General features: G+C 58.4%; 22 protein-coding genes. 11 read left to right on the forward strand and 11 right to left on the reverse strand.

Features of this window, described 5'->3' with window-relative positions:
* The first annotated feature begins 521 nt into the window (after positions 1-521).
* Genes tssI through BK670_RS28235 form a run of 5 tightly spaced genes read left to right on the forward strand, consistent with a single transcriptional unit; the run spans position 522 to position 6,282 of the window.
* Complete coding sequence (gene tssI, locus BK670_RS28215; RefSeq protein ID WP_123454706.1) at positions 522-3,869, forward strand: type VI secretion system tip protein TssI/VgrG; 3,348 nt, start codon at positions 522-524, stop codon at positions 3,867-3,869.
* The gene (locus BK670_RS28220) at positions 3,862-4,533 is read left to right on the forward strand and encodes a DUF2931 family protein (protein WP_123454708.1); all 672 of its coding nucleotides are present in this window, start codon (positions 3,862-3,864) and stop codon (positions 4,531-4,533) included. Before tssI ends, BK670_RS28220 begins: the two co-directional genes overlap by 8 nt.
* On the forward strand, positions 4,520-5,221 hold the full coding sequence (locus BK670_RS28225; RefSeq protein WP_123454710.1) for a DUF2931 family protein: 702 nt from the start codon (positions 4,520-4,522) through the stop codon (positions 5,219-5,221). Before BK670_RS28220 ends, BK670_RS28225 begins: the two co-directional genes overlap by 14 nt.
* Positions 5,169-5,912 (forward strand): DUF2931 family protein, encoded by a 744-nt coding sequence (locus tag BK670_RS28230; protein ID WP_123454712.1) that lies wholly within the window; start codon positions 5,169-5,171, stop codon positions 5,910-5,912. The genes BK670_RS28225 and BK670_RS28230 overlap by 53 nt, the downstream gene beginning before the upstream one ends.
* A 13-nt stretch (positions 5,913-5,925) precedes the next feature.
* Positions 5,926-6,282, forward strand: coding sequence for a hypothetical protein (locus BK670_RS28235; protein ID WP_110718151.1), 357 nt, complete (start codon positions 5,926-5,928; stop codon positions 6,280-6,282).
* Between the two features lie 95 nt (positions 6,283-6,377).
* On the opposite strand, the gene BK670_RS28240 is transcribed toward BK670_RS28235, so the two are convergent.
* The 3 genes from BK670_RS28240 to BK670_RS28250 form a co-directional block, all read right to left on the reverse strand.
* Positions 6,378-6,653 (reverse strand): HU family DNA-binding protein, encoded by a 276-nt coding sequence (locus BK670_RS28240; RefSeq protein ID WP_003213368.1) that lies wholly within the window; start codon positions 6,651-6,653, stop codon positions 6,378-6,380.
* Positions 6,654-6,843: 190 nt separating this feature from the next.
* Positions 6,844-7,992 carry an NAD(P)/FAD-dependent oxidoreductase gene (locus BK670_RS28245; protein WP_123454714.1) on the reverse strand — a complete coding sequence of 383 codons (1,149 nt, stop codon included), beginning with the start codon at positions 7,990-7,992 and terminating at the stop codon, positions 6,844-6,846.
* A gap of 21 nt (positions 7,993-8,013) precedes the next feature.
* Positions 8,014-8,181: a rubredoxin gene (locus tag BK670_RS28250; protein WP_064589849.1), complete on the reverse strand. Its 168-nt coding sequence runs from the start codon at positions 8,179-8,181 to the stop codon at positions 8,014-8,016.
* Between the two features lie 201 nt (positions 8,182-8,382).
* Here BK670_RS28250 and BK670_RS28255 point away from each other — a divergent pair, with 201 nt between their 5' ends.
* Both BK670_RS28255 and ubiA read left to right on the forward strand, forming a co-directional pair.
* Positions 8,383-8,943: a chorismate--pyruvate lyase family protein gene (locus BK670_RS28255; protein ID WP_123454716.1), complete on the forward strand. Its 561-nt coding sequence runs from the start codon at positions 8,383-8,385 to the stop codon at positions 8,941-8,943.
* Positions 8,943-9,833: a 4-hydroxybenzoate octaprenyltransferase gene (gene ubiA, locus BK670_RS28260; RefSeq protein ID WP_123454718.1), complete on the forward strand. Its 891-nt coding sequence runs from the start codon at positions 8,943-8,945 to the stop codon at positions 9,831-9,833. Before BK670_RS28255 ends, ubiA begins: the two co-directional genes overlap by 1 nt.
* 112 nt (positions 9,834-9,945) lie before the next feature.
* Here the strand turns inward: ubiA and BK670_RS28265 are convergent, their stop codons facing one another.
* Entirely contained in the window at positions 9,946-10,332 is a 387-nt protein-coding gene (locus BK670_RS28265) for a COG4315 family predicted lipoprotein (protein ID WP_123454720.1), read from the reverse strand.
* 151 nt (positions 10,333-10,483) lie between these two features.
* Between BK670_RS28265 and phoB the strand changes: the two genes are divergently transcribed.
* The 3 genes from phoB (at position 10,484) to BK670_RS28280 (ending at position 14,060) form a co-directional block, all read left to right on the forward strand.
* The gene (gene phoB / locus BK670_RS28270; RefSeq protein WP_007896474.1) at positions 10,484-11,173 is read left to right on the forward strand and encodes a phosphate regulon transcriptional regulator PhoB; all 690 of its coding nucleotides are present in this window, start codon (positions 10,484-10,486) and stop codon (positions 11,171-11,173) included.
* A gap of 137 nt (positions 11,174-11,310) precedes the next feature.
* On the forward strand, positions 11,311-12,597 hold the full coding sequence (phoR, locus tag BK670_RS28275) for a phosphate regulon sensor histidine kinase PhoR (protein WP_259697605.1): 1,287 nt from the start codon (positions 11,311-11,313) through the stop codon (positions 12,595-12,597).
* 122 nt (positions 12,598-12,719) lie between these two features.
* Entirely contained in the window at positions 12,720-14,060 is a 1,341-nt protein-coding gene (locus BK670_RS28280) for a hemolysin family protein (RefSeq protein ID WP_007920256.1), read from the forward strand.
* Between the two features lie 170 nt (positions 14,061-14,230).
* Here the strand turns inward: BK670_RS28280 and BK670_RS28290 are convergent, their stop codons facing one another.
* Positions 14,231-15,127 (reverse strand): peptidoglycan DD-metalloendopeptidase family protein, encoded by an 897-nt coding sequence (locus tag BK670_RS28290; protein WP_123454724.1) that lies wholly within the window; start codon positions 15,125-15,127, stop codon positions 14,231-14,233.
* Between the two features lie 200 nt (positions 15,128-15,327).
* Between BK670_RS28290 and BK670_RS28295 the strand changes: the two genes are divergently transcribed.
* Positions 15,328-15,930 (forward strand): hypothetical protein, encoded by a 603-nt coding sequence (locus BK670_RS28295; protein ID WP_123454726.1) that lies wholly within the window; start codon positions 15,328-15,330, stop codon positions 15,928-15,930.
* A 121-nt stretch (positions 15,931-16,051) separates the two neighbouring features.
* Here BK670_RS28295 and BK670_RS28300 read toward each other — a convergent pair whose 3' ends face one another.
* The 6 genes from BK670_RS28300 to BK670_RS28325 form a co-directional block, all read right to left on the reverse strand.
* Entirely contained in the window at positions 16,052-17,008 is a 957-nt protein-coding gene (locus BK670_RS28300) for a response regulator (protein WP_123454728.1), read from the reverse strand.
* A 177-nt stretch (positions 17,009-17,185) separates the two neighbouring features.
* The gene (gene phoU / locus BK670_RS28305; RefSeq protein WP_016985766.1) at positions 17,186-17,947 is read right to left on the reverse strand and encodes a phosphate signaling complex protein PhoU; all 762 of its coding nucleotides are present in this window, start codon (positions 17,945-17,947) and stop codon (positions 17,186-17,188) included.
* 71 nt (positions 17,948-18,018) lie between these two features.
* Positions 18,019-18,852: a phosphate ABC transporter ATP-binding protein PstB gene (pstB, locus tag BK670_RS28310; protein WP_103302696.1), complete on the reverse strand. Its 834-nt coding sequence runs from the start codon at positions 18,850-18,852 to the stop codon at positions 18,019-18,021.
* A 144-nt stretch (positions 18,853-18,996) separates the two neighbouring features.
* Complete coding sequence (gene pstA / locus BK670_RS28315; protein WP_123454730.1) at positions 18,997-20,667, reverse strand: phosphate ABC transporter permease PstA; 1,671 nt, start codon at positions 20,665-20,667, stop codon at positions 18,997-18,999.
* A 16-nt stretch (positions 20,668-20,683) separates the two neighbouring features.
* Positions 20,684-22,717 (reverse strand): ABC transporter permease subunit, encoded by a 2,034-nt coding sequence (locus BK670_RS28320; RefSeq protein WP_185036842.1) that lies wholly within the window; start codon positions 22,715-22,717, stop codon positions 20,684-20,686.
* Positions 22,718-23,241: 524 nt separating this feature from the next.
* Entirely contained in the window at positions 23,242-24,243 is a 1,002-nt protein-coding gene (locus BK670_RS28325; RefSeq protein ID WP_123454734.1) for a phosphate ABC transporter substrate-binding protein PstS, read from the reverse strand.
* Between the last annotated feature and the right edge of the window lie 132 nt (positions 24,244-24,375).

The following is a 24,375-nucleotide window of genomic DNA, read 5'->3' on the forward strand; positions in this document are numbered from 1 at the left end:
AGATCGCCCTATATGTCGCAAGGGAATCCCTGATAGTCATTTATATTCGCCACATTTCTCTCTCCCTTGCCAAAGCCCTGAGCTAGAGCGCTTCTGCGCGGCGAGACGACATCCTGCCGGACGCCCTTCCCATTACAGGGCGGCAAGCATGACAACTCTTGAAAAAAATAGAAGTAGGAGACTTCCTAAAATGCATCGGCCTCTTTGAATAATTCAGCGAGGACAATGACGAACAGAAAAAGTGCCATCAATTTGATGGCAAATTACTTTGTGAAACTTTCAGCAGGCCGGAAAAACTGCACATTCGTGCTAATTCAATAGTTATCGAACTCCCCTCCTCCAGTCATCTCCTTCAATTCATACAACACTTTACAACCCGGAAGTCTCTGACAAATGTCAGAGACGGTTCTTACATCAATTTATTTCCCCCGCAGCTAGCGTGCCTTGGCAAATTTTTTACGCGTGGCGATCAGGGACGATCGAACACCGCGCATCGACTCATTTTGCTTAAGGACAAGCGTATGTTCAGCACGGGCAATTGCGCGCCTTTTACCCTGCAGATTCCCGGAGTTCGCCACGACTTCAAGGTGCTCGCATTTGATGGTGATGAAGCCATCAGCTGCCTGTACGCCATCCGGGTCGAACTGGTCAGTGAACGAGCGGATATTGATCTAGAAGGTCTGCTCAGTCAGCCGGCGTTTCTGCAATTCGGGTTTAACCAAGAAGGCATTCACGGACGCATTGAAAATGTGCGGATGGGTGAAGCCGGAAAACGCCTCACCAATTACCAACTGACGCTGGTGCCGGCGTTGTACTACTTGCAGTTCAGCCATGACCAACGGATTTTTCAGCAGCGCACGGTGCCGCAGATCATCGCGCAGGTGCTCAAGGGTCACGGTATTCAAGGTGATGCGTTCACCTTTCATGTCACCCCGAACCCGCCACGCGACTATTGCACTCAGTACGAGGAAAGCGACTTTGAATTTATCCAGAGGCTGTGCGCTGAAGACGGGATCGCCTGGCATCACCAGCATTCGGCGGACGGCCATTTGCTGGTGTTCACCGATGACCAGGTGTTTCTCCCCAAGTTGGCCGCGCTGCCATATCTGCAGAAATCAGGCATGGTGGCCGAACATCAGGTCATCAGCCGATTCTGGGTGCGCAACAGTACGCGCACTAGCACCGTCACCCGTCGTGACTACGACCTGAAACGCCCGAGCCTGTTGCTTGAAAGCGGCTTCACCGCCGGATTCACTCCAACGCTGGAGGACTACCGTTATCCGCTGCTGATCGAGAACGCAAGGCGCGGCAAGCAAATTGCCCGTCAGGCACTGGAGCGCCACCGTAGCGATTACGAACTGGGCGACGGCGAAAGCGATCAGACGAATCTGCGCTGTGGCCACTTGTTTGAGCTAACCGGGCACCCGCGTAAAAAGTGCAACGACCTGTGGCTTCTGCTCAGCGTCGGCCATGAAGGCCGACAGCCACAAGTGCTTGAGGAGTCCAGTCCCACCGACGTCAAAACCGCCGATGGCTTTACCCAGGGCTACCGAAATCGCTTTAGCGTGATTCCCGCTGAGGTGGTTTTCCGGCCTCCGCTGCCTGCACCACGCCGCCCGCTGGTGATCCAGACCGCACGGGTTACCGGCCCTGAAAACGAAGAAATTTACTGCGATGAGTTAGGTCGCGTAAAGATCGAACTTCCTTGGGATCGCAAAGAACTCAACAGTGAGCGCAGCAGTTGCTGGGTACGCGTGGCGAGCAGTTGGGCCGGAGATCATTTTGGAGCTGTGACCATTCCGCGGGTCGGCATGGAAGTCGTGGTGTCCTTTTTGGAGGGTGACCCGGACAAACCGCTGATCACCGGTTGTGTGGCCAACAGAGTTACCACGCCGCCCTACTCTTTACCCGACCACAAGACCAGAACCGTCTTGCGCAGCGAAAGCTCGCCGCGCAATGGCGGCTACAACGAACTGTCGATTGAAGATCGCGCGGGACAGGAACTGATCTACCTGCGCGCGCAACGCGACATGGCGCAAAAAATCGGCAACAGCCTTCAACTGGAAGTGGGCAACGAACGCCGCGAAACCATCAATGGCAGCAGTTACACCCAGGCTGGAAAGTCTCTCGACATCGAGGCCGGCCAGCAAGTGCATCTGAAGGCCGGCGCCAGTGTGGTGCTGGATGCCGGCGCCAGCATCACTCTGAAAGCCGGCGGCCATCACCTCGTGATCGATGCGGGCGGCATTTTCAGCAGCACGGAAATTGAAACGGGACGCAAGCCACACGACAGTGAAGTCCCCCACCTGCTGCTGCCTGGACTGGATGGCGCATTACCCGTTGCGCCAGCGGTGCACACACGCGCAGACGACGAACTCGAAGAAGAGGAGGAAGAAGTCGAGCTGGAGGATGAAGCGCCGGGCGGCATCACCTTGCGCATCGGAGTGTTTTTCGATGGGACAGGGAACAATAAGGCCAACAGCGAAACAGTCGCCGCTTGCTACGCGCCGGATGCCAATCTCGCGGAGGCGGCCGAAGAGATACAGAAACACTGCGCTGCTTACGGTTACGACGGGGATGGAAACTCGCCGGATAACAGTTATGGGAATGATGTGAGCAATATTGTGCGGTTGTATGAGTTGTATACCGACCATACGTACGAAGCTTTACCGGATACCACTAAAAGCGCATCGATAGCGGTTTACATCGAAGGCATTGGTACCAAAAGCAATGGCACCGACTCTCTCTACTCACAAGCAACAGGTCGAGGCGAGACAGGAGTAGTAGCACGCGTCGAACAATGCCCAGCGGTTATCAAGGAGCAGATAAGCCTGCTTGTGGAACGAAATCCGCAGTTAGTAATTCAACAGATCGAATTCGATATTTTTGGTTTCAGTCGAGGAGCTGCAGCGGCAAGGCACTTTGCCAATGAGGTGTTCAAAGGTAGTGGGGGGCTTCTTGCCAAATCGTTTCCAAATGGCATCGAAGGTTTGGTAAACGGCTTTAGCTGGCGTCCGAAAATCGACACGCAGATCAACTTCATCGGGCTGTTCGACACCGTCGCAGCAATCGCCAACCCATGGCTGCTGGATTTTACCGGCGCTAACAGTAGGAACCCCGGGCTCGAATTAAGGCTGCCGGAAGGTTGCGCCAACAAGGTGGTGCATCTAGTGGCGCGTGATGAATACCGTGAGAATTTCGCGCTTAACAGCTTGGGCGAAATTGATCTGTTATTGCCCGGCTCACACTCCGATCTCGGCGGTGGATACTTACCCAGAGCCAAGGAAAAACTTCTGCTGAGCGACCCAATCACCAGCACCATCAGCCAAGGCAAAGAAGCGACCCGTAGTGGGGCCTATATCGCAGCTGAGAAGGAAGCGTTTTCATGGTATGCAAAGGGTGTTATCGATGATGACGGTTCGGGTAACCAGTTACAGGTGGCTGTGTGGGAAAGACCTGTTGCGCAAACAACAGAAAAGGGAAGAACCAACCCGGATCCCCAGAAGCAGGTTTACGCGGCAGCCCGCATTGAGCGTCCCGTTCATGGTGAGCTGTCGCTGGTGTATCTGCGCATCATGCGTGAACTTGCGCTCAGAAACGGTGTGCCATTGAAAGTTATCCCTGAGACATCCGCTCTTAATCTGCCCGAAGAGTTGGTACTCATCCATAAGAAACTCCAGGCTTACGCCTTAGGTGAGTCCTCCGTTGAAGGACTGACTATTGAAGAAAGAGCTTTGCTACGGAGCCGATATATACATCTTTCCGCTCATTGGAACGCGGCCAAAAATCTGAACAGCAGTGATATGAGCATTGTGTTCATAAATCGACCGGCTAAAAAAAACCAACGGGTGGTGCACCTGAATGAATGACTTCAATCGACCCATCATCAAAGGTGTGTGGCTTTTCTTAGGATTTGTACTGGCTGGCTGCATACAAAATATCTCCCAAGCGTCGGAAAAAACATCCTGGTTCCTTGGCTTTGGAGCACCCAGCTACATGGAGGTCTGGATTGAAACCGCCGATGTCGTGGATGTTCGGGAACGAGTGTTCCGGCGTGCTGGAGCTGGTATTGCGTCGGTACAAACGCCCGTTGGCCTCAAAGGAAAGCCCGCTGGCTGGCCAGAAAACCCCGGCAGAGGCAAAGGCAGATATGTAACCGGCGCCGACTTGCCACGCCTGATCTACGTGCGATGGCAATCACTTGCCGAATCTCAAACCTATGAGGCTTACATCGTCATTCCGGAATCCGCCCGGGAAATCATGCGCAAGTCCGAAAAAGCTTTCTGCAGGTTTGGTGGGGAGTGGATCACCGAATCCCGCGACAATATGGGTATTGGACTTGCGCCGGGGGGCATAGTGAAGGTCTGGCTTGGAGGGACTTGCCTGAAGGCAGTTGAGATTGCCCGGGTTGAAGGGACCGTCAACAAGCAGGGCCCGGATCAAGGAAAAAGTCAGGGCCGCTATGCACTACCTCTTTCACCTGAGTCCAGAGCCTATATCGAAAAATTCGGAATTCCCTATGGCTCGTGGTAACTACAATGCGGCTAACACACCGAGCATTCCGCGAGACCGCACCCAAACGGTCGCAGTTTTGCTGTTGGGATTACTGCTTGCGGGTTGCACGCAAGCCTATGCTCAATCTGCGGATAAAAAGCCATGGTTTCTTGGTTTTGGAGCACCAGACTATATGGAAGTCTGGATTGAAACTGCAGACGTTGTAGATGTCCGAGAACGTGTTTTCCGACGCGCCGGAGCCGGGATAGCGTCGGTACGAAGGCCGCACAATTACAAGGGCCACCCCGCGGGCTGGCCAGAAAATCCTGGCAGTGGCGCGGGTCGTGATGTCATCGGTGCCGACCTACCCCGATTGATCTATGTGCGCTGGCAGTCGCTGGTCGAACCTCAAACCTATGAGGTCTATATCGTCATTCCCGAATCGGCCCGGGAAATCATGCGCAAGCCGGAAAAAGCTTTCTGCAAGGCTGATGGGAAATGGATCACCGATTACCGCAATGACATCGGTATTGGTTTGGCACCCGGCGGAATTGCCAGGGTCTGGCTTGGAGGGCCCTGCTTGAAGGCTGTCGAGATTGTCCGCGTGGAAGGAACGGTCAATCCGAAAGGTCCTTACGAAGGTAAATCCGGCGGTAAACATCGACCTCTTTCTGATGCATCCAAAGCCTATACCGAAAAATTCGGTATTCCCTTTGGCTCGTGGTAAACACAATCCGGTGATCTCACCGTGGAATCCAAGCCATAACATAACCAAATACTTAAGTCCGCTTTTCGGTTTTCTGCTGGCGGTTTGCACTCAGACTCATGCTCAAGCGAAAGACAGACTGCCCTGGTTCCTTGGCTTCGGAGCACCGGACTACATGGAGGTCTGGGTCGAAACCGCCGATGTGGTGGATATTCGAGAGCGAGTATTCCGACGTGCCGGAGCCGGAATTGCTTCGGTGAGAGCTCCCGCTGATAACAAAGGTACGCCCGCAGGGTGGCCAGAAAACCCCGGAAGTGGCGCAGGGCGGGATATCACCGGCGCCGACCTGCCCCGCTTGATCTACGTACGCTGGCAATCACTGGCCGAACCTCAGACTTATGAGGCCTATATCCTCATTCCCGAGTTAGCTCGGGAAATCATGCGCAAACCCGAGAAAGCTTTCTGCAGGCTTGATGGGAAATGGATCACTGACTACCGCGACGACGTCGGAATCGGCTTGGCTCCCGGCGGCATAGTGAAGGTCTGGCTTGGAGGGCCTTGCCTCAAGTCTGTAGAGATTGCCCGGGTCGAAGGGAGTGTAGTGAAGCAAGGCCCGTATCAAGGAAAAAACGAGGGACGGTACGCCCTGCCTCTATCACCGGAATCAAAAGCCTACATCGAAAAATTCGGCATCCCCTTCGGGAGCTGGTAAGGAGCACTACCTCATGGAATTGAAACCCCTGTTGTTCGCAGCATTGATCTGGCTTCCCGTTACTCAAGCCTCCGCAGATACCCCGCCACTGGACGGTCATTACTATTTAAACGGCGCAATGGAAATGGGCGCCGAGTTGCTGCTGCGCAAGGACGGCACGTTTGACGCCGGCGTGGCGTATGGCAGTGCTGACGGGTTTGCCAAGGGTACCTGGCAGGTGGAAAACAACACCGTGACGCTGAAGAGCGAAACCAAACCGGCGTCGAACGGCGATTTGTCGGCCCTGTTTCAGGATCTGCAACTGGCGATCGAGCCGAACTGCCTGGCCGTGGATTTCGGCAACGGCAAGGCCTGCTTCCGGCGTCAATAAGCCGATTGGCAGGCACAAAAAATGGGCACCCGACCGCAATCGGTGTGCCCATTTTTTATTGCGCTGCTCCCCGTTATTCAGGGAGTTCGCCGCAATTAAGGATTAACGCTGTCTTTCAACGATTTGCCTGGCTTGAACGCAACGGTGTTGCTGGCCTTGATTTTAACCGGCTCGCCGGTTTGCGGGTTTTTCCCGGTGCGGGCGCCGCGGTGGCGTTGCAGGAAGGTGCCGAAGCCGACCAGCGTCACGCTGTCCTTGCGATGCAGGGCGCCGGTGATTTCTTCGAGAACGGCGTTGAGTACGCGGTTGGCCTGCTCTTTGGTCAGATCTGCTTTTTCAGCGATTGCAGCGGCGAGTTCTGGTTTACGCATTAGTGAAGCCCCTTTGACGGTTTTTTGTTGTTATGTCCGTGCTGTTCTCGTTGGAACAGCGCCCAAGGCGCCGCAGGCTCTACTCTGCGGCAGACGGGAGTGAGAATGGCACGCGGATACCGGCGGCGCCAGTCTCCCCGCGACCTTTGTAAGGGCAAAAGCGGGGTGATTCCGACAGAACGACCGGTATTTACGCCAGCAGGGCTGGAAGCAGTTTGTTCAGGGCGAGTTTTTCCATGACCGCCGCACCGGTCAGCGCGTAACCGAGCAATTGGCCGTCGGCGCTGTGACACAGGGCTTTGATGTCGGCGCCCTGCCCTTCAACCGTCCAGACGCCTTCGCTGCCCCGTGGCGGTGGCGAAACCACCAGAGGGCACACCGGGGTTTTCACGGTGATCGGCATCGGCCCGTAGCTCACGGCGGTCGGGTTTCCGGCGAGGGTTTGTGCCAGTGCTCGCGCACAGCTCATCAGGGGCATCACGTACAACAAATTCAGCCCGTCGACCTCGGCGCAGTCGCCCAGCGCGTAAATATTGGCGTGGGAGGTCTTCAGGTACCGGTCGACCACGACGCCGCGATTGACCTGTACGCCGGCAGCCGCCGCCAAATCGATGCGTGGGCGCAGGCCGATGGCCGAAACCACCACGTCGCAAGGAATGACCTGACCGTCGGACAGGTGCGCTTCGAGGCCATCAGCGACTTTCTGCAATCGGGTCAGCACCGGGCCGAGATGGAATTTCGCACCAAGACTTTCCAGCCCAGCCTGCACCGCAGCGGCAGCGGCCGGGTGCAGTAACATCGGCATGACCTGTTCGCACGGCGCCACCAGTTGCACTTCGTAGCCGCCAAGGATCAGGTCATTGGCGAATTCGCAGCCAATCAGGCCGGCGCCGAGCAACAGCACCCGGCGCTTGCCGGCCGCCGCTGCGCGAAAGCGCGCGTAGTCTTCAAGATCGTTGATCGGGAACACCAGATCGGCGCCATCGCCCTCGATCGGTACGCGCACGGTTTCTGCGCCCCAGGCGAGGATCAGATCGCGGTAATGGACCGCCTCCTCGCCAATCCACAAGCGCTTGTGGCCGGCATCGATGCCGCTGATGCGCGTGTGGGTGCGCACTTCGGCCTTCAACTGCTCGGCCATGGCGCCCGGTTCGGCCATGCTCAGGCCGTCGGCGTCCTTGTTTTTGCCGAAACCGGTGGAGAGCATCGGCTTGGAGTAAGAGCGGCCGTCATCAGCCGTGATCAGCAGCAGCGGGGTTTCACTGTCGAGCTTGCGAAACTCGCGGGCCAGGTTGTAGCCCGCCAGGCCGGTGCCGATGATGACGACAGGTGCGCTCATGCCTTACTCCTTGTGATTTGCTTAGTTGATTTCGATCATTTCGAAGTCCATCTTGCCGACGCCGCAGTCCGGGCACAGCCAGTCTTCCGGCACATCCTGCCAAGCGGTGCCCGGCGCGATGCCGTCATCCGGCCAGCCGTCGGCTTCGTTGTAGATCAGGCCACAGACGATGCATTGCCACTTTTTCATTCAGGTACTTCCTCAGGGTTCAGGCTTGGTGCCGACGCGGACGGTCGATGGGTGTTGCGCTGCCATCCGGCTCAGGGCGTTTTGTACTGATGGAGCCGGGCAGATGCAAGCCTGTTCGGCGCAACGGCGACCCGGATCAATCAATATCGCAGCTCGCCATGGTAAGCTCGCCGCCTCATTTGCGGCCAATAATGACTCATTGTGCAACATTCAAATGCCTGCCCGGCCCCGCTCTGGCTGACTCAAAGCCGACTGACGCGCCTTCCCGATTCGTTGACCCTCGACTGGCTGTTCGACGAAGGCTCCCTCACCCGCCGGCTGACGCGGCTGTCCGATGATGGCTTCAGCGTCACACCGTTATTCGAAGGCTGGGACACCCTGCGCAGCGACGAATGCGCTGCACTGGATCTGGCTGAAGGCAGTGAAGGCTGGGTACGCGAGGTGTATTTACGCGGTCATGGCGAGGCTTGGGTATTCGCCCGTAGCGTCGCTTCTCGCGCCGCCTTGCAGGGCGATGGCTTGCACATGGATGAACTGGGCAGTCGCTCGCTGGGCGAACTGCTGTTTTGCGACCAGGCGTTCCAGCGCCGCGCCATCGAAGTTTGCCACTACCCTGAACAATGGCTGCCACCAGCGGCGAAAGCGCCCGAGCTGTGGGGTCGCCGCTCGCGTTTCGACCGTGGCGCGCTGAGCGTACTGGTCGCGGAAATCTTCCTGCCGAGTCTGTGGAACGCCGCCCGCGCCCATCCGGAGAACTGCTGATGTATCAGAGCCTGCTCAAGTCCCTGAACCGCTTGAACCCGCGCGCCTGGGATTTCATTCAGTTGACCCGGATGGACAAGCCGATCGGCATTTATTTGCTGCTGTGGCCGACCCTGTGGGCACTGTGGATTGCCGGCAAAGGCTCGCCGTCGCTGGCCAATATCGTGATTTTTGTCCTCGGCGTGGTGCTGACCCGCGCCGGTGGCTGCGTGATCAACGACTGGGCTGACCGCAAGGTCGACGGCCACGTCAAACGCACCGCGCAGCGGCCGCTGGCCAGTGGCAAGATCAGTTCGAAAGAAGCCTTGGTGTTCTTCGCCCTGTTGATGGGCGTGAGTTTCCTGCTGGTGCTGTGCACCAATGCGCCGACCATCTGGTTGTCGCTAGGCGGTTTGGCACTGGCCTTCACCTATCCGTTCATGAAGCGTTACACCTATTACCCGCAAGTGGTGCTGGGCGCGGCATTCTCGTGGGGTATGCCGATGGCGTTCACAGCCGAAACCGGTGAGTTGCCGGCGGCGGCGTGGCTGCTGTGGATCGCCAACTTGCTGTGGACGGTGGGTTACGACACCTACTACGCGATGACCGACCGTGACGACGATTTGAAGATTGGCGTGAAGTCGACCGCGATTTTATTCGGCGAGGCGGACCGGGTGATCATCCTGAGCTTGCAGGCTCTGTCGCTGGGTTGCCTGTTGCTGGCGGGGTCGAAGTTCGAGCTGGGCGTCTGGTTCCATCTCGGCTTGCTGGTGGCTGCCGGGTGTTATGCATGGGAGTTCTGGTACACCCGCGATCGCGACCGCATGCGATGCTTCAAGGCGTTTTTGCACAATCATTGGGCCGGGTTGGCGATATTCGTCGGGATCGTGCTGGATTACGCATTGCGCTAAACGCAAATCAATGTAGGAGTGAGCCTGCTCGCGATAGCGGTGTATCAGTCGGCATTTTCGCTAACTGATACACCGCTATCGCGAGTAGGCTCACTCCTACAGGGTGGCCAGATTATTTCTGCGATTCGTGGACGACATGCCAGACGTCTTTCATGCCATCGCCCTTCATTTCTCCAGGCTTTTCATCCTTCATGAAGGTGTACAGCGGTTTGCCGTCGTAGGCGTACTGCATCATGCCGTCATCGCGTTTGATGACCGTCCACTTGCCCTCAGCCTTGGCTCCCGCCGGCGCCATCATTGGCGGCCAGTTCTTCGCGCAATCGCCGTTGCACATCGACTTGCCGCCAGCGTCCTTGTCGAACGTGTAAACGGTCATGCCTTTGTGGTCGACCATCATGCCGTCCTTCATCATGGCCGGCTCTGCGGCCATGGCAAATCCAGGCAGCGTCAGGGCGGCAGCCATCAGCAGTGCTTTGAAAGAAACAGTCATTTGAGTCATGGAAACCTTCTTTTGTGGTTGTCAGGATTCGGACTTAGAGCTTAGTTCAGGATTTGCACAATCGCCGCCGGACTAAAATACTGTCACACGACTGCAATAATTCCGTTATCTAATGCGGCGCAAGACAGTTAAATGACAAGAGGATTAAGGCATGGTTGGCAGGAGCATTCTGATCGTCGACGACGAAGCGCCCATTCGCGAAATGATCGCCGTTGCGTTGGAAATGGCCGGCTATGACTGCCTTGAGGCAGAGAACTCGCAGCAGGCCCACGCCATCATCGTCGACCGCAAGCCGGACCTGATCCTGCTCGACTGGATGCTGCCCGGCACCTCCGGCATCGAGCTGGCCCGTCGTCTGAAACGTGATGAGCTGACCGGGGACATCCCGATCATCATGCTCACCGCCAAGGGCGAAGAGGACAACAAGATCCAGGGGCTGGAAGTCGGCGCCGACGACTACATCACCAAACCGTTTTCCCCGCGCGAACTGGTCGCACGCCTGAAAGCCGTGCTGCGCCGCGCCGGCCCGACCGACGGCGAAGCGCCGATCGAAGTCGGTGGTCTGCTGCTCGACCCGATCAGCCACCGCGTGACCATCGACGGCAAACCGGCCGAGATGGGCCCGACCGAATACCGTCTGCTGCAATTCTTCATGACCCACCAGGAACGCGCCTACACCCGTGGCCAGTTGCTGGATCAGGTCTGGGGCGGCAACGTCTATGTTGAAGAGCGCACCGTCGACGTGCACATCCGGCGCCTGCGCAAGGCCCTCGGCGACGCTTACGAAAATCTGGTACAAACCGTGCGCGGCACCGGCTACCGGTTCTCCACAAAAGCATAAAAACAGCTGCAAGCTTCTAGCTACAAGCGGCAAGAAACAGCGAGCCGCTCTGACTTGTAGCTTGCAGCTTGAAACTTGACGCTGCGGCTAAGGACGCCCCCGTGAATCAAAACTGGCATGGCACCCTGATTCGCCACATGCTGCTGCTGGTCACCGCCTGCCTGGTGATCGGTCTGATCACCGGCTATTACGGCTGGAGCCTCGCGGCGGGCCTGGGGATTTATCTGGCCTGGACGCTCAAGCAATTGCTGCGTCTGCACGAATGGCTGCGCCAGCATCAACCCGACGAAGCACCGCCCGACGGCTATGGCCTATGGGGCGAAGTGTTCGACAGCATCTACCACCTGCAACGCCGTGACCAACGCGTACGCGGACGCCTGCAAGCGGTGATCGACCGGGTTCAGGAATCCACTGCCGCGCTGAAAGACGCGGTGATCATGCTCGACAGCGACGGCAACCTGGAATGGTGGAACCGTGCTGCCGAAACCCTGCTCGGTCTCAAGACTCCACAGGACAGCGGCCAACCGGTGACCAACCTGGTGCGTCATCCGCGCTTCAAGGAATACTTCGAGCAGGAGAGCTACGCCGAGCCGCTGGAAATCCCCTCGCCGACCAATGATCGCGTACGCATTCAGCTGTACCTGACCCGCTACGGCAACAATGAACACTTGATGCTGGTGCGCGACGTCACACGTATCCATCAGCTGGAACAGATGCGCAAAGACTTCATCGCTAACGTCTCCCACGAATTGCGCACACCGCTGACGGTGATCTGCGGCTATCTGGAAACCCTGCTCGACAACGTCGAGGAAGTGAATCCGCGCTGGAGCCGCGCCCTGCAGCAGATGCAGCAACAGGGCGGGCGCATGCAGACGCTGCTCAACGATTTGTTGTTGCTGGCGAAACTGGAGGCCACCGATTACCCGTCAGACAACCAGCCGGTGCAGATCGACACCCTGCTGCAATCGATCAAGAGCGATGCGCAGCAATTGTCCGGCGCGAAGAACCAGCGCATCACGCTGGAGGCCGACGCCGGCCTGTTGCTCAAGGGCAGCGAGGCGGAGTTGCGCAGTGCGTTTTCCAACCTGGTGTTCAACGCAGTGAAATACACCCCGGCCGAGGGCAACATCCGCATTCGCTGGTGGGGCGACGATCAGGGCGCGCACCTGAGCGTGCAGGACTCCGGGATCGGCATCGACAGCAAACACCTGCCGCGCCTGACCGAACGCTTCTACCGCGTCGACTCCAGCCGCAACTCCAACACCGGCGGCACCGGGCTGGGTCTGGCCATCGTCAAACACGTGTTGCTGCGCCACCGCGCGCGCATGGAGATCAGCAGCGTGCCCGGTCACGGCAGCACGTTCACCTGCCATTTCGCCCCGGCCCAAGTGGCCCAGGCACGGGCCATCAGCGCCGCCGAGTAAGACCGACCGGCACTCGCCACTAGGCAATCGCCATGTCAACCGCTACATTGGCTGACTTGTGCCTGCCTTTCAGGCGCGATTTTTCTCTCTCTTGAATCACACGGAACCCGCAAAACTCCATCATGGACCCTTCCCCTGGCTTGTCCCTCGCAACAATATTCGCCGATTTCGGCATGATCCTTTTTGCTCTGATCCTGGTTTTGCTCAACGGCTTTTTCGTTGCGGCGGAATTTGCCATGGTCAAACTGCGCTCGACCCGGGTCGAGGCCATCGCTGATCAGAACGGCTGGCGCGGACACATCCTGCGCACCGTGCACAGTCAGCTCGATGCGTATCTCTCGGCGTGTCAGCTCGGTATTACCCTCGCCTCCCTTGGCCTGGGCTGGGTCGGTGAGCCGGCCTTCGCGCACATTCTCGAGCCGCTGCTGAGCGCGGTCGGCGTGCAGTCGCCTGAGATTGTCAAAGGCGTGTCGTTCTTCACCGCGTTCTTCATCATTTCGTACCTGCACATCGTGGTCGGTGAGCTGGCCCCGAAGTCGTGGGCGATCCGCAAACCCGAGTTGCTGTCGCTGTGGACGGCGGTGCCGCTGTACCTGTTCTACTGGGCGATGTACCCGGCGATCTACCTGCTCAACGCCAGCGCCAACGCGATTCTGCGCATCGCCGGCCAGGGCGAACCCGGTCCGCACCACGAACACCATTACAGCCGCGAAGAACTGAAACTGATCCTGCACTCCAGCCGTGGTCAGGACCCGAGCGACCAAGGCATGCGCGTATTGGCCTCGGCGGTGGAAATGGGCGAGCTGGAAGTGGTCGACTGGGCCAACTCCCGCGAAGACCTGATCACCCTGGAGTTCAACGCGCCGCTGAAAGAAATCCTGGCGATGTTCCGTCGCCACAAGTTCAGCCGTTACCCGGTGTACGACAGCGAGCGCCAGGAGTTCGTCGGCCTGCTGCACATCAAGGACCTGCTGCTGGAATTGGCGGCGCTGGACCACATTCCCGAGTCGTTCAACCTGGCTGAGCTGACCCGTCCGCTGGAACGCGTGTCGCGCCATATGCCGCTGTCGCAGTTGCTGGAGCAGTTCCGCAAGGGCGGCTCGCACTTCGCCGTGGTCGAGGAGGCTGATGGCAACATCATCGGCTACCTGACCATGGAGGACGTGCTGGAAGTGCTGGTCGGCGACATTCAGGACGAACACCGCAAGGCTGAGCGCGGGATTCTGGCGTATCAGCCGGGCAAGCTGCTGGTGCGCGGCGATACGCCGTTGTTCAAGGTGGAGCGCTTGTTGGGCATCGACCTCGACCACATCGAAGCGGAAACCCTTGCCGGGCTGGTCTACGAAACCCTGAAACGGGTGCCGGAAGAGGAAGAAGTGCTGGAAGTCGAAGGCCTGCGGATCATCATCAAGAAGATGAAAGGGCCGAAGATTGTGCTGGCGAAGGTGTTGATGCTGGATTGATGGCGGTTGCAGGGTAGCTTTTGTGGCGAGGGGATTTATCCCCGTTGGACGGCGAAGCCGTCCCGAAACCATTGAATGCACCCTTCAGGGATTGCGCGAATGCCGAATTCAGGGCCGCTACGCGCCCCAACGGGGATAAATCCCCTCGCCACAGTCGATCTTCACTGGATTTATTGCTTGCCCAACGCAAAGTTGGGCAACGCCCCCAGCGGCTGGATGAACTGATACGGAATCGACACCAGCCCCTCGCCGGTATTGCGCTGCACCACAAAGTGCAGATGCGGGCCGCTGCTGTTGCCGGTGTTGCCTGACAGGGCCAGCGGACTGCCCACCGTCACCCGCTGCCCTTCGCGTACGCTCACCGAACCTTGCTTGAGGTGTAGATACACGCCCATCGTCCCGTCATTGTGCAGTACCCGGACGAAATTTCCCGACGCATCAGTGCCGCGCCCGCTCTGTGCATTCTCGACTTTCACCACCACCCCGGCCCGCGCGGCGATGATCGGCGTACCCACCGGCATGGCGATGTCCATCGCATAGCGATTCTTCGGCCCGTAGTGGCTGTACTGACCGTTGGCGCCCTGACTCAGGCGGAATGGGCCGCCGCGCCATGGCAGCGGATAGCGATAGCCCTGAGCGGTTCCGCCAGGGTCGCCGAGGGAATAGTGAAATTGCGGCGTGTACACCAGCGGCTGCTTACCGGATACCGCCGTCAGCAACGCCAGCCGCGTATTGCTGCGCGCCGGCAGCACCCGGCGGATGGTTTGCGCCGGTGCACCGCGCACATTACTCATCCCGGTAAACGCCAGTGCCACCTCGACCGGCGCGTAAAGATCGTTGCGCACGAAGACCACGTCGGCGCCCTTCTGCTTCTTGATATCGAGATACACCTGCCGCTCCAGGCGCTCGACCATGCGGTCCTGAAACACGAACACCTGCGAGCCTTTGCTCGGCCGGTCGCTGTACGAGACCACGCCGTTGGCATCGGTGGATTTGTAAATGGTCATGGCCACAGCCGAGGTGGAGGCCACGAAGAGACCACAGAAAAACAGCAGGCGCGCGAGCATGGGCAAGAGTCTGTCGAAGTAAGGCCTGGGAATGAGCCTAGCAGCTGAGACAGACCAGGCTAGTCGACAGATGTTTCAAATTGCCGCCCGATCCAGAAGCATTTTTACCTTGACGAAGAGGACGCTCAGGTCCAAGCTTCATACATCCATACGTATATACATATGGATGTAAATTTTTCCATTCGCTGAGAGTCAATGAAATGGCCTATATCAATCCAGAAGATGTAGTTGCTCCGAAAAGCAGCTGGAAGCTAAAAAAGGTAATTCACAACACAAAACAAGGCGGCTGGAGTGCAGCTGAAGGATCATGGGATGAGCGGGAAGTGCTGGCTCTGCGTTGGAACGGATCTGACAGTGAGACCGGGGTGGGCAACCCTCAATCGCGGGGCCACGCTACATGGTTCGTTGTGCCAGATGAGCTGGAAAGCGGGCTGCGAAAAGTCATAGAACAACTCGCTGATTCGCAAATTGCAGACTGTGTGATTAGCAAACCAGATGACTATGATGTAGGGGCCTGGCGGGCAGAAATTACTCTTACAACCATCGCAAAAGAGCATTTCAAAAACTGGCAGCTGACCTTCATTTTGCCAAGTCTTGCATACCGGATCTGTTACTCAGACAAGGGTTATGCAAAGGCTGTGGAAGGAGAGTTACGTGGTGCCTTCGTAGACGGGAAATGGGAAGGCGATGTCTACTCAAATGGGATTCCCGAATGCGACAATCCAACATCAATTGATGCAGTCAAGGATGCATTCGTGCAAAACATCAATCGCGCAGCTCAATTGGCAGGCTTTAAAGGTTGATCCGAAATAACGAAGTCTGCCAAGCGAAATGCAAACACAAAAAAGAGATCACAGCCTGCGTTATTCCTTACTCAATGAAAGTATGGATTAACGCAGGTTGTGATCTCTTTTTATGTGACGCTTACGCGCCCGGAACGAAGTGCTTCTGCGCTGTGCCGCGGGCGATCAGACGCGAGATGTAATCGAGCTTCTGCGCATCCTGGTCGACGAAACGGAACGTCAGTTGCAGCCAGTCGCTGTCGGGTTTTGGCTCAAACGCGACGACGGCGTGCAGGTAACCGTTAAGGCGGGCTATTTCCGCGTTGTCGCCCTGCTCCAGATCAAGCACGGCGCTGTCGAGGATCTGCGGCAGGGTCTCGGTGCGTTTCACCACCAGCAACGCTTCCTTGATGCTCAGGGCCTTGATCACGCATTGCTGAGTACCGCTTGGCAGACGCAGTTGGCCCTGACCGCGACCACTGGCCGGAGCGGACGCGGCGGCTGGCGCCTTGACCGGAGGGCTGTTGAGCAGGCCACGGGACGGCGCAGCGGCCGGCGCAGGTGCAGCAGCAGCCGGTTTGGCGAACGGGTTGACCACCGCCGTAGCCGGGGCGCCGCCGACCACGGCAGGCTTGCCACCGGTCAAGGCGCTCAGGGAATCGTTGCCGAACGCCGAGTTCATTTTGGTCGGCGCGCTGTTCATCAGGGTGTCGAGCTTGCCGACCTTGTTCAGCGCCTGCTTGACCTTGGTCAGCAGTTGCTCGTTGGTGAACGGCTTGCTGACGTAGCCGGAAACGCCGGCCTGAATCGCCTGCACGACGTTTTCCTTGTCGCCACGGCTGGTCACCATGACAAACGGCATGGTCTTGAGGTTGTCTTGCTCGCGGCACCAGGTCAGCAGCTCGAGACCGGACATTTCCGGCATTTCCCAGTCGCACAGCACCAGGTCGAACGCTTCCTTGGCCAGCATGGCCTGAGCCTTCTTACCGTTGACGGCGTCCTCGGTGCGGATCCCCGGGAAGTAATTACGCAGGCACTTTTTCACCAGGTCACGAATGAACGAAGCATCGTCCACGACCAACACACTGATCTTGCTCATCCAACACCCCTATTAAAATCCCGGCAAGCATAACGCTGGCTGATGGCACATTGCCAAAACTCTTCAGTCACGCCGGGACTTTTCGTTCGCGGGTGCTGCTTTTTAATTCGGTTCTGCCCATGAAAAGCACAAACAAAAACGCCCGGCCAAAGGGCCGGGCGCTTTTCTCAGGCAATCTTACTTATCGTCAGCATTACCCGGAACATTAGCGGTTTCGCCGCTTGTGCCTTCAACTTCTTCTTTCATGCGCTTGAGGCCCATGTGGCGCACGTCGGTGCCGCGCACCAGGTAGATGACCAATTCAGAGATGTTGCGCGCGTGATCGCCGATGCGCTCCAGCGAACGCAGCACCCAGATAATGCTCAAGACACGCGAGATAGAGCGTGGGTCTTCCATCATGTAGGTGGCCAGCTCACGCAGCGCAGTCTTGTATTCGCGGTCGATGATCTTGTCGTACTGCGCCACCGACAACGCCAGATCGGCGTCGAAGCGGGCAAATGCGTCCAGCGCATCACGGACCATGTTGCGCACCTGGTCGCCGATGTGACGAACCTCGACGTAACCGCGCGGCGCTTCGCCTTCTTCGCACAGCTGAATCGCACGGCGAGCGATCTTGGTCGCTTCGTCACCGATGCGTTCCAGGTCGATCACCGACTTGGAAATGCTGATGATCAAACGCAAGTCGGACGCCGCCGGCTGACGACGGGCAAGAATGCGCAGGCATTCTTCGTCGATGTTGCGTTCCATCTGATTGATCTGGTCGTCGATCTCGCGCACCTGCTGAGCCAGGCCGGAGTCGGCCTCGATCAGCGCGGTCACCGCGTCGTTGACCTGCTTCTCGACCAGCCCGCCCATGGCCAGGAGGTGGCTGCGCACTTCCTCCAGCTCGGCGTTGAACTGCGCGGAGATGTGGTGGGTAAGGCCTTCTTTACTAATCATGTTGGCGTCCTTGGAGCGTCCGGTAAGGTGCGGTGGGCCGCAGCGTCAATTCTGTGAATAACCCGCAACTGTCAGCCATAACGACCGGTGATGTAGTCTTCGGTCTGCTTCTTCGCCGGATTGGTGAACAGGGTGTCGGTGTCGCCGAATTCCACCAGTTTGCCCATGTACATGAACGCCGTGTAGTCGGATACCCGCGCGGCCTGTTGCATGTTGTGGGTCACGATGACGATGGTGAACTTGGACTTCAGCTCGTAGATCAGCTCTTCGACTTTCAGCGTCGAGATCGGGTCGAGGGCCGAGCACGGTTCGTCGAGCAGCAGCACTTCCGGCTCAACCGCGATGGTGCGGGCGATGACCAGACGTTGCTGCTGACCACCGGACAAACCGAGTGCCGAGTCGTGCAGACGGTCTTTAACCTCGTCCCACAGCGCGGCGCCTTTCAACGCCCACTCGACCGCTTCGTCGAGGATGCGCTTCTTGTTGATGCCCTGGATGCGCAGACCGTAAACGACGTTTTCGTAGATGGTCTTCGGAAACGGGTTGGGCTTCTGGAACACCATACCGACGCGACGACGCAGTTCAGCCACATCTTCGCCTTTGCGATAGATGTTGTTGCCGTACAGGTTGATCGCGCCTTCGACGCGGCAGCCGTCAACCAGATCGTTCATGCGGTTGAAGGTGCGCAGCAGCGTCGACTTACCGCAGCCGGACGGGCCGATGAACGCGGTCACGCGCTGTTTCGGGATGTTCATGCTGACGTCGAACAGCGCTTGTTTCTCGCCGTAGTACAGGCTCAGGCCCGGCACTTCGATAGCCACGGTTTCCTGCGCCAGGTTCAGGCTCTGCTTGTCGCGGCCCAGGGCAGACATATTGATGCCGTGGGTATGTGTTTCGTGCTGCATGGGAGGCTCCCTGTGCTAACAAATTCGGTTCGGTTTTTGTGGGAGCCAGCCTGCTGGCGATTCAGGCGCTGCGGTTTGTCTATGAAACCGCGGTGATGCCTTCGCGAGCAGGCTCGCTCCCACATAAAAATCAGTGCTGCAAAATCAGCTATCCAGTGCTTTGTACTTTTCGCGCAGGTGGTTGCGGATATACACCGCCGACAGGTTCAACGTGGCGATCACCAGCACCAGCAACAGCGCCGTGGCGTACACCAGCGGACGGGCCGCTTCGACGTTCGGGCTCTGGAAGCCGACGTCATAGATGTGGAAGCCCAGGTGCATGATCTTCTGGTCCAGGTGCAGGTACGGGTAGTTGCCGTCCACCGGCAGCGACGGCGCCAGTTTCACCACGCCCACCAGCATCAGCGGCGCCACTTCACCGGCGGCGCGAGCCACGGCGAGAATCATGCCGGTCATCATCGCCGGGCTGGCCATCGGGATAACGATCTTCCACAAGGTTTCAGCCTTGGTCGCGCCGAGGGCCAACGAGCCTTCACGCACGGTGCGCGGAATACGCGCCAGACCTTCCTCGGTCGCGACGATCACCACCGGTACCGCCAGCAGCGCCAGGGTCAGCGACGCCCAGAGCAGACCCGGGGTACCGAAGGTCGGTGCCGGCAGTGCTTCCGGGAAGAACAAGCGGTCGACCGAACCACCCAGCACGTAAACGAAGAAGCCCAGACCGAACACGCCGTAAACGATCGCCGGAACGCCGGCGAGGTTGTTCACCGCGATACGGATGATCCGTGTCAGGGTGTTCTGTTTGGCGTATTCACGCAGGTACACCGCCGCCAGTACGCCGAACGGGGTGACGATCATCGCCATGATCAGGGTCATCATCACGGTGCCGAATATCGCCGGGAAAATCCCGCCTTCGGTGTTCGCTTCACGCGGGTCGTCCGAAAGGAATTCCCAGATCTTGCTGAAGTAGAAACCGACCTTGGTGAAGGTGCCCATCGCGTTCGGCTGGTATGCGTGAACCACTTTGCCCAGGCCGATTTCAATCTCTTTGCCGTTGGCGTCACGAGCAGTCAGGGCATCGCGGTTGAACTGCGCATGCAGATCGGCCAGACGCGCTTCGATGTCCTGATAACGCGCATTCAGCTCGGCACGCTCGGATTCCATGTCCGCCTGCGCGGTGGCGTCGAGTTTGCCTTCCAGTTCCAGTTTGCGACCGTGCAGACGGATGCGCTCAAGACCTGCGTTGATGGCACCGATGTCAGTCTTTTCCAGCGACTTCAGTTGCGCAGCCAGACCGTTCACACGGTTGATCCGCGCTTGCAGCTCAGGCCATGCCGCCTCGCCTTCGGCGATGACCTTGCCATCCTGTTTGACGTTGACCAGGTAGCCGTAGAAGTTGCCCCACTCGCGACGCTCGATCGCCATCAACTCGGGCGGCGTGGTCTGGTTGGTCAGCCACTCGCCGACGATCCAGGTGAAGTCGTTGCCGTTCAGGTCACGGTTGCCGACCTTGATCAGCTCGCGGGTCATGAACTCCGGGCCTTCATCCGGCACCGGCAAACCGGCGCTCTTCAGACGGGCACGTGGCACTTCTTCTTTCTGTACCACTTCACCAATGACCAGGTGATTGGCCTGACCCGGTACGTCGTAGCTGGCGTGGACCAGGTCCGCCGGCCAGAAGTGACCCAGACCGCGCACGGCAATCACCGCCAGCAGGCCAATGGTCATGATGACCGCGATGGACACCGCGCCACCGCTGATCCAGACGCCCGGGGCGCCGCTCTTGAACCATCCTTTCAGGGAGTTCTGTTTCACAGACTTCTACCTTTGCTTAAAGCGACGAGTATTTCTTGCGCAGACGCTGACGAATCAGTTCTGCCAGGGTGTTCATGATGAAGGTGAACAACAGCAGCACCAGCGCCGAGAGGAACAGCACGCGGTAGTGGCTGCCGCCGACTTCCGACTCGGGCATTTCCACCGCGACGTTGGCGGCCAGGGTGCGCAGGCCTTCGAACAGGTTCATTTCCATGACCGGGGTGTTACCGGTGGCCATCAGCACGATCATGGTTTCGCCGACCGCACGGCCCATGCCGATCATCAGCGCCGAGAAGATGCCCGGGCTGGCGGTCAGGATCACCACGCGAGTCATGGTTTGCCACGGCGTGGCACCCAGGGCCAGCGAGCCGAGGGTCAGGCCACGCGGCACGCTGAACACGGCGTCTTCGGCAATCGAGTAGATGTTCGGGATCACCGCAAAGCCCATGGCCAGACCGACCACCAGAGCGTTGCGCTGGTCGTAGGTGATGCCCAGGTCGTGGGAGATCCACATGCGCATGTCACCACCGAAGAACCAGTTCTCCATGAACGGGCTCATGTACAGCGACAGCCAGCCCACGAACAGGATCACCGGAATCAGCAGCGCACTTTCCCAACCGTCCGGGACTTTCAGGCGGATCGACTCAGGCAGGCGGCTGAAGGTGAAACCGGCAACCAGGATGCCGATCGGCAGCAGCATCAGCAGGCTGAAGATGCCCGGCAGATGTCCTTCCACATACGGCGCGAGAAACAGACCGGCGAAGAAACCGAGGATGACCGTCGGCATCGCTTCCATCAGCTCGATCACCGGCTTGACCTTGCGGCGCATGCCCGGGGCCATGAAGTAGGCGGTGTAGATCGCCGCGGCAACGGCCAGCGGTGCAGCCAGCAACATCGCGTAGAACGCAGCTTTCAGGGTGCCGAAGGTCAGTGGCGAGAGGCTCAGTTTCGGTTCGAAATCGGTGTTGGCGGCGGTCGATTGCCAGACGTATTTAGGCTCGTCGTAGTTCTCGTACCAGACCTTGCTCCACAGGGCGCTCCACGATACTTCCGGATGCGGGTTGTCGAGCAGCAGCGGTTGCAGCTTGCCGCCGGCTTCGACGATCACACGGTTGGCGCGTGGCGACAGACCGAACAGGCCCTGACCTTCCACCACCTGATCAACCAGCAAAGTACGGTGCGCGGTACTGTGGAACACGCCGAGCTTCCCGCTGGCATCCAGCGCGAGGAAGCCTTTGCGACGCTCTTCGGCGGAGATTTCAACGATCGGCGTGGTGCCCATCTGGAAGGTACGAATCTGCTTCAGGCGCAGCTCACCATCGGTGTCACGGGCCATGAACCACTGGGCCAGACCACCTTTGGAGTCGCCGACGATCAGCGAGATACCACCGACCAGTTGCGTGGTTGCAGTGACTTCGGCGTCGGCGTTTTCCAGCAGTTTGTAGCGACCGTTGAGGCTCTTGTCGCGCAGGCTGAACACATCGGCCTGAGCACGACCGTTAACCACGTACAGCCACTGCTGGCGCGGGTCGACGAAGATGTTTTTCACCGGCTCGGTCATCTGCGGCAGATCGATGCGCTTCTGCTCGTTGGTGACTTCACCGGTCATCATGTTTTCTTCGCTGGTCAGCGACAACACATTGAGCTGCGAACCGGTCGAACCCACCAGCATCAGGGTCGTATCAGTGGCATTCAGGCTGACATGTTCCAGCGCACCGCCAGCTTCGTTGAGGGCGATCGGCGTTTCGCCGTACGGATATTCGATGGCCGGGGTGATGGTTTTCTTGCCATCGGGGTAGCTGACTTTGTAGGTGTGACGGAACACCAGCGCCTGACCGTTGGACAGACCCACGGCCACCAGCGGATGGCCCGGCTGGTCTTCACCAATCGAAGTCACGGTAGCGCCGGCAGGAACCGGCAGATCGACGCGCTTCAGTTCAGCGCCACTGTCGATATCAAAGAACAATGCCTGGCCCTTGTCGGAAACGCGCATGGCCACCTGATTCTGCTCTTCGAGCGAAATCATCAACGGCTTGCCGGCGTCCTGCATCCAGGCCGGGGTGATCGAGTCTTTCGCGGTCAGGTCGGCACCCTGAAACAGCGGCGCAACCACGTAGGCGAGGAAGAAGAAGATCAGGGTGATGGCTGCCAGCACCGCAAGGCCGCCAACGAGGACGTACCAGCGGGTGAAGCGATCCTTGAGCGCGCGAATGCGGCGCTTGCGTTGCAGCTCAGGCGTATTGAAATCAATGCGCTTGGGAGGATTCGTAGTCATTTGGGAATTGGCCAGATCATTCATGCGCTCACCCTAGCGATCCTGTATGACAGAAAGATGACAATGCAGTGACGCAGCAAATCCACCGCCAGCGGGCACTGGAGGAGGATCAAGAAATTCGAAGGGTTTTAGCCCTTTTGGGACCCGCTTGAAACCTGTGTAGGAGCTGTCGAGGGAACCGAGGCTGCGATCTTTTGATCTTGCGATCAGAGGCCAGATCAAAAGATCGCAGCCTCGTTTCACTCGACAGCTCCTACAGGGTTCCTGCAGGTCCGGGGGGTTAGCCCGGACCTAAGGTGTTACTTTTTTGCGACTTCAGCGCCGCCTTCCTGCAGACCCAGGTCAGCCAGTGCTTTTGCAGCAACCTTGGCTGGCAACGGGATGTAGCCGTCTTTCACCACAACTTCCTGGCCCTGCTTCGACAGCACCAGTTTCACGAACTCGGCTTCCAGCGGGGCCAGAGGCTTGTTCGGGGCTTTGTTGACGTACACGTAGAGGAAACGCGACAGCGGGTACTTGCCGTTCAGGGCGTTTTCTTCGGTGTCTTCGATGAAGTCAGTGCCGCCCTTCTTGGCCAGAGCAACCGTCTTCACGCTAGCGGTCTTGTAGCCGATGCCCGAGTAACCGATGCCGTTCAGCGAGGAGCTGATCGACTGCACGACCGACGCCGAACCTGGTTGTTCGTTGACGTTTGGTTTGTAGTCGCCTTTGCACAGGGCTTCTTCTTTGAAGTAGCCGTAGGTGCCGGATACCGAGTTACGACCGAACAGTTGCACTGGCTTGTTGGCCAGGTCGCCGGTCACGCCCAGGTCGCCCCAGGTTTTCACGTCGGCTTTGGCGCCGCACAGACGGGTCGACGAGAAGATCGCGTCAACCTGTTCCATGGTCAGGTGCTGGATCGGGTTGTCCTTGTGCACGAATACAGCCAGGGCATCCACGGCAACCGGGATAGCGGTTGGCTTGTAGCCATACTTCTGCTCGAAGGCCGCCAGTTCGGTGTCTTTCATCTTGCGGCTCATCGGGCCCAGGTTGGAGGTGCCTTCAGTCAGCGCTGGTGGCGCGGTGGCGGAGCCAGCGGCCTGAATCTGGATGTTGACGTTCGGGTATTCTTTTTTGTAGTTCTCAGCCCAGAGGGTCATGAGGTTGGCCAGGGTATCGGAGCCGACGCTGGACAGGTTGCCCGACACACCAGTGGTCTTGGTGTAGCTCGGGATAGCAGGGTCAACAGCGGCAACCGCGTTGGCAGTCGCAACGCCAGCAGCGACAAAAGTCATTGCCGCCATCAAACGCTTCAGTTTCATGCCTTACTCCTAGCAGATAGGGTGTGTTAAGTCGGGGCCAAGTATCAGCAGGCCGTGTGAACACTCTATGGCTGAAATATGACAATTGGATGAAAGGCCAGCATCCGGGTTTTACAAGATGATTCGAGTTGC

It is taken from the genome of Pseudomonas fluorescens (genome assembly GCF_003732425.1).
GTDB lineage: Bacteria > Pseudomonadota > Gammaproteobacteria > Pseudomonadales > Pseudomonadaceae > Aquipseudomonas > Aquipseudomonas fluorescens_BE.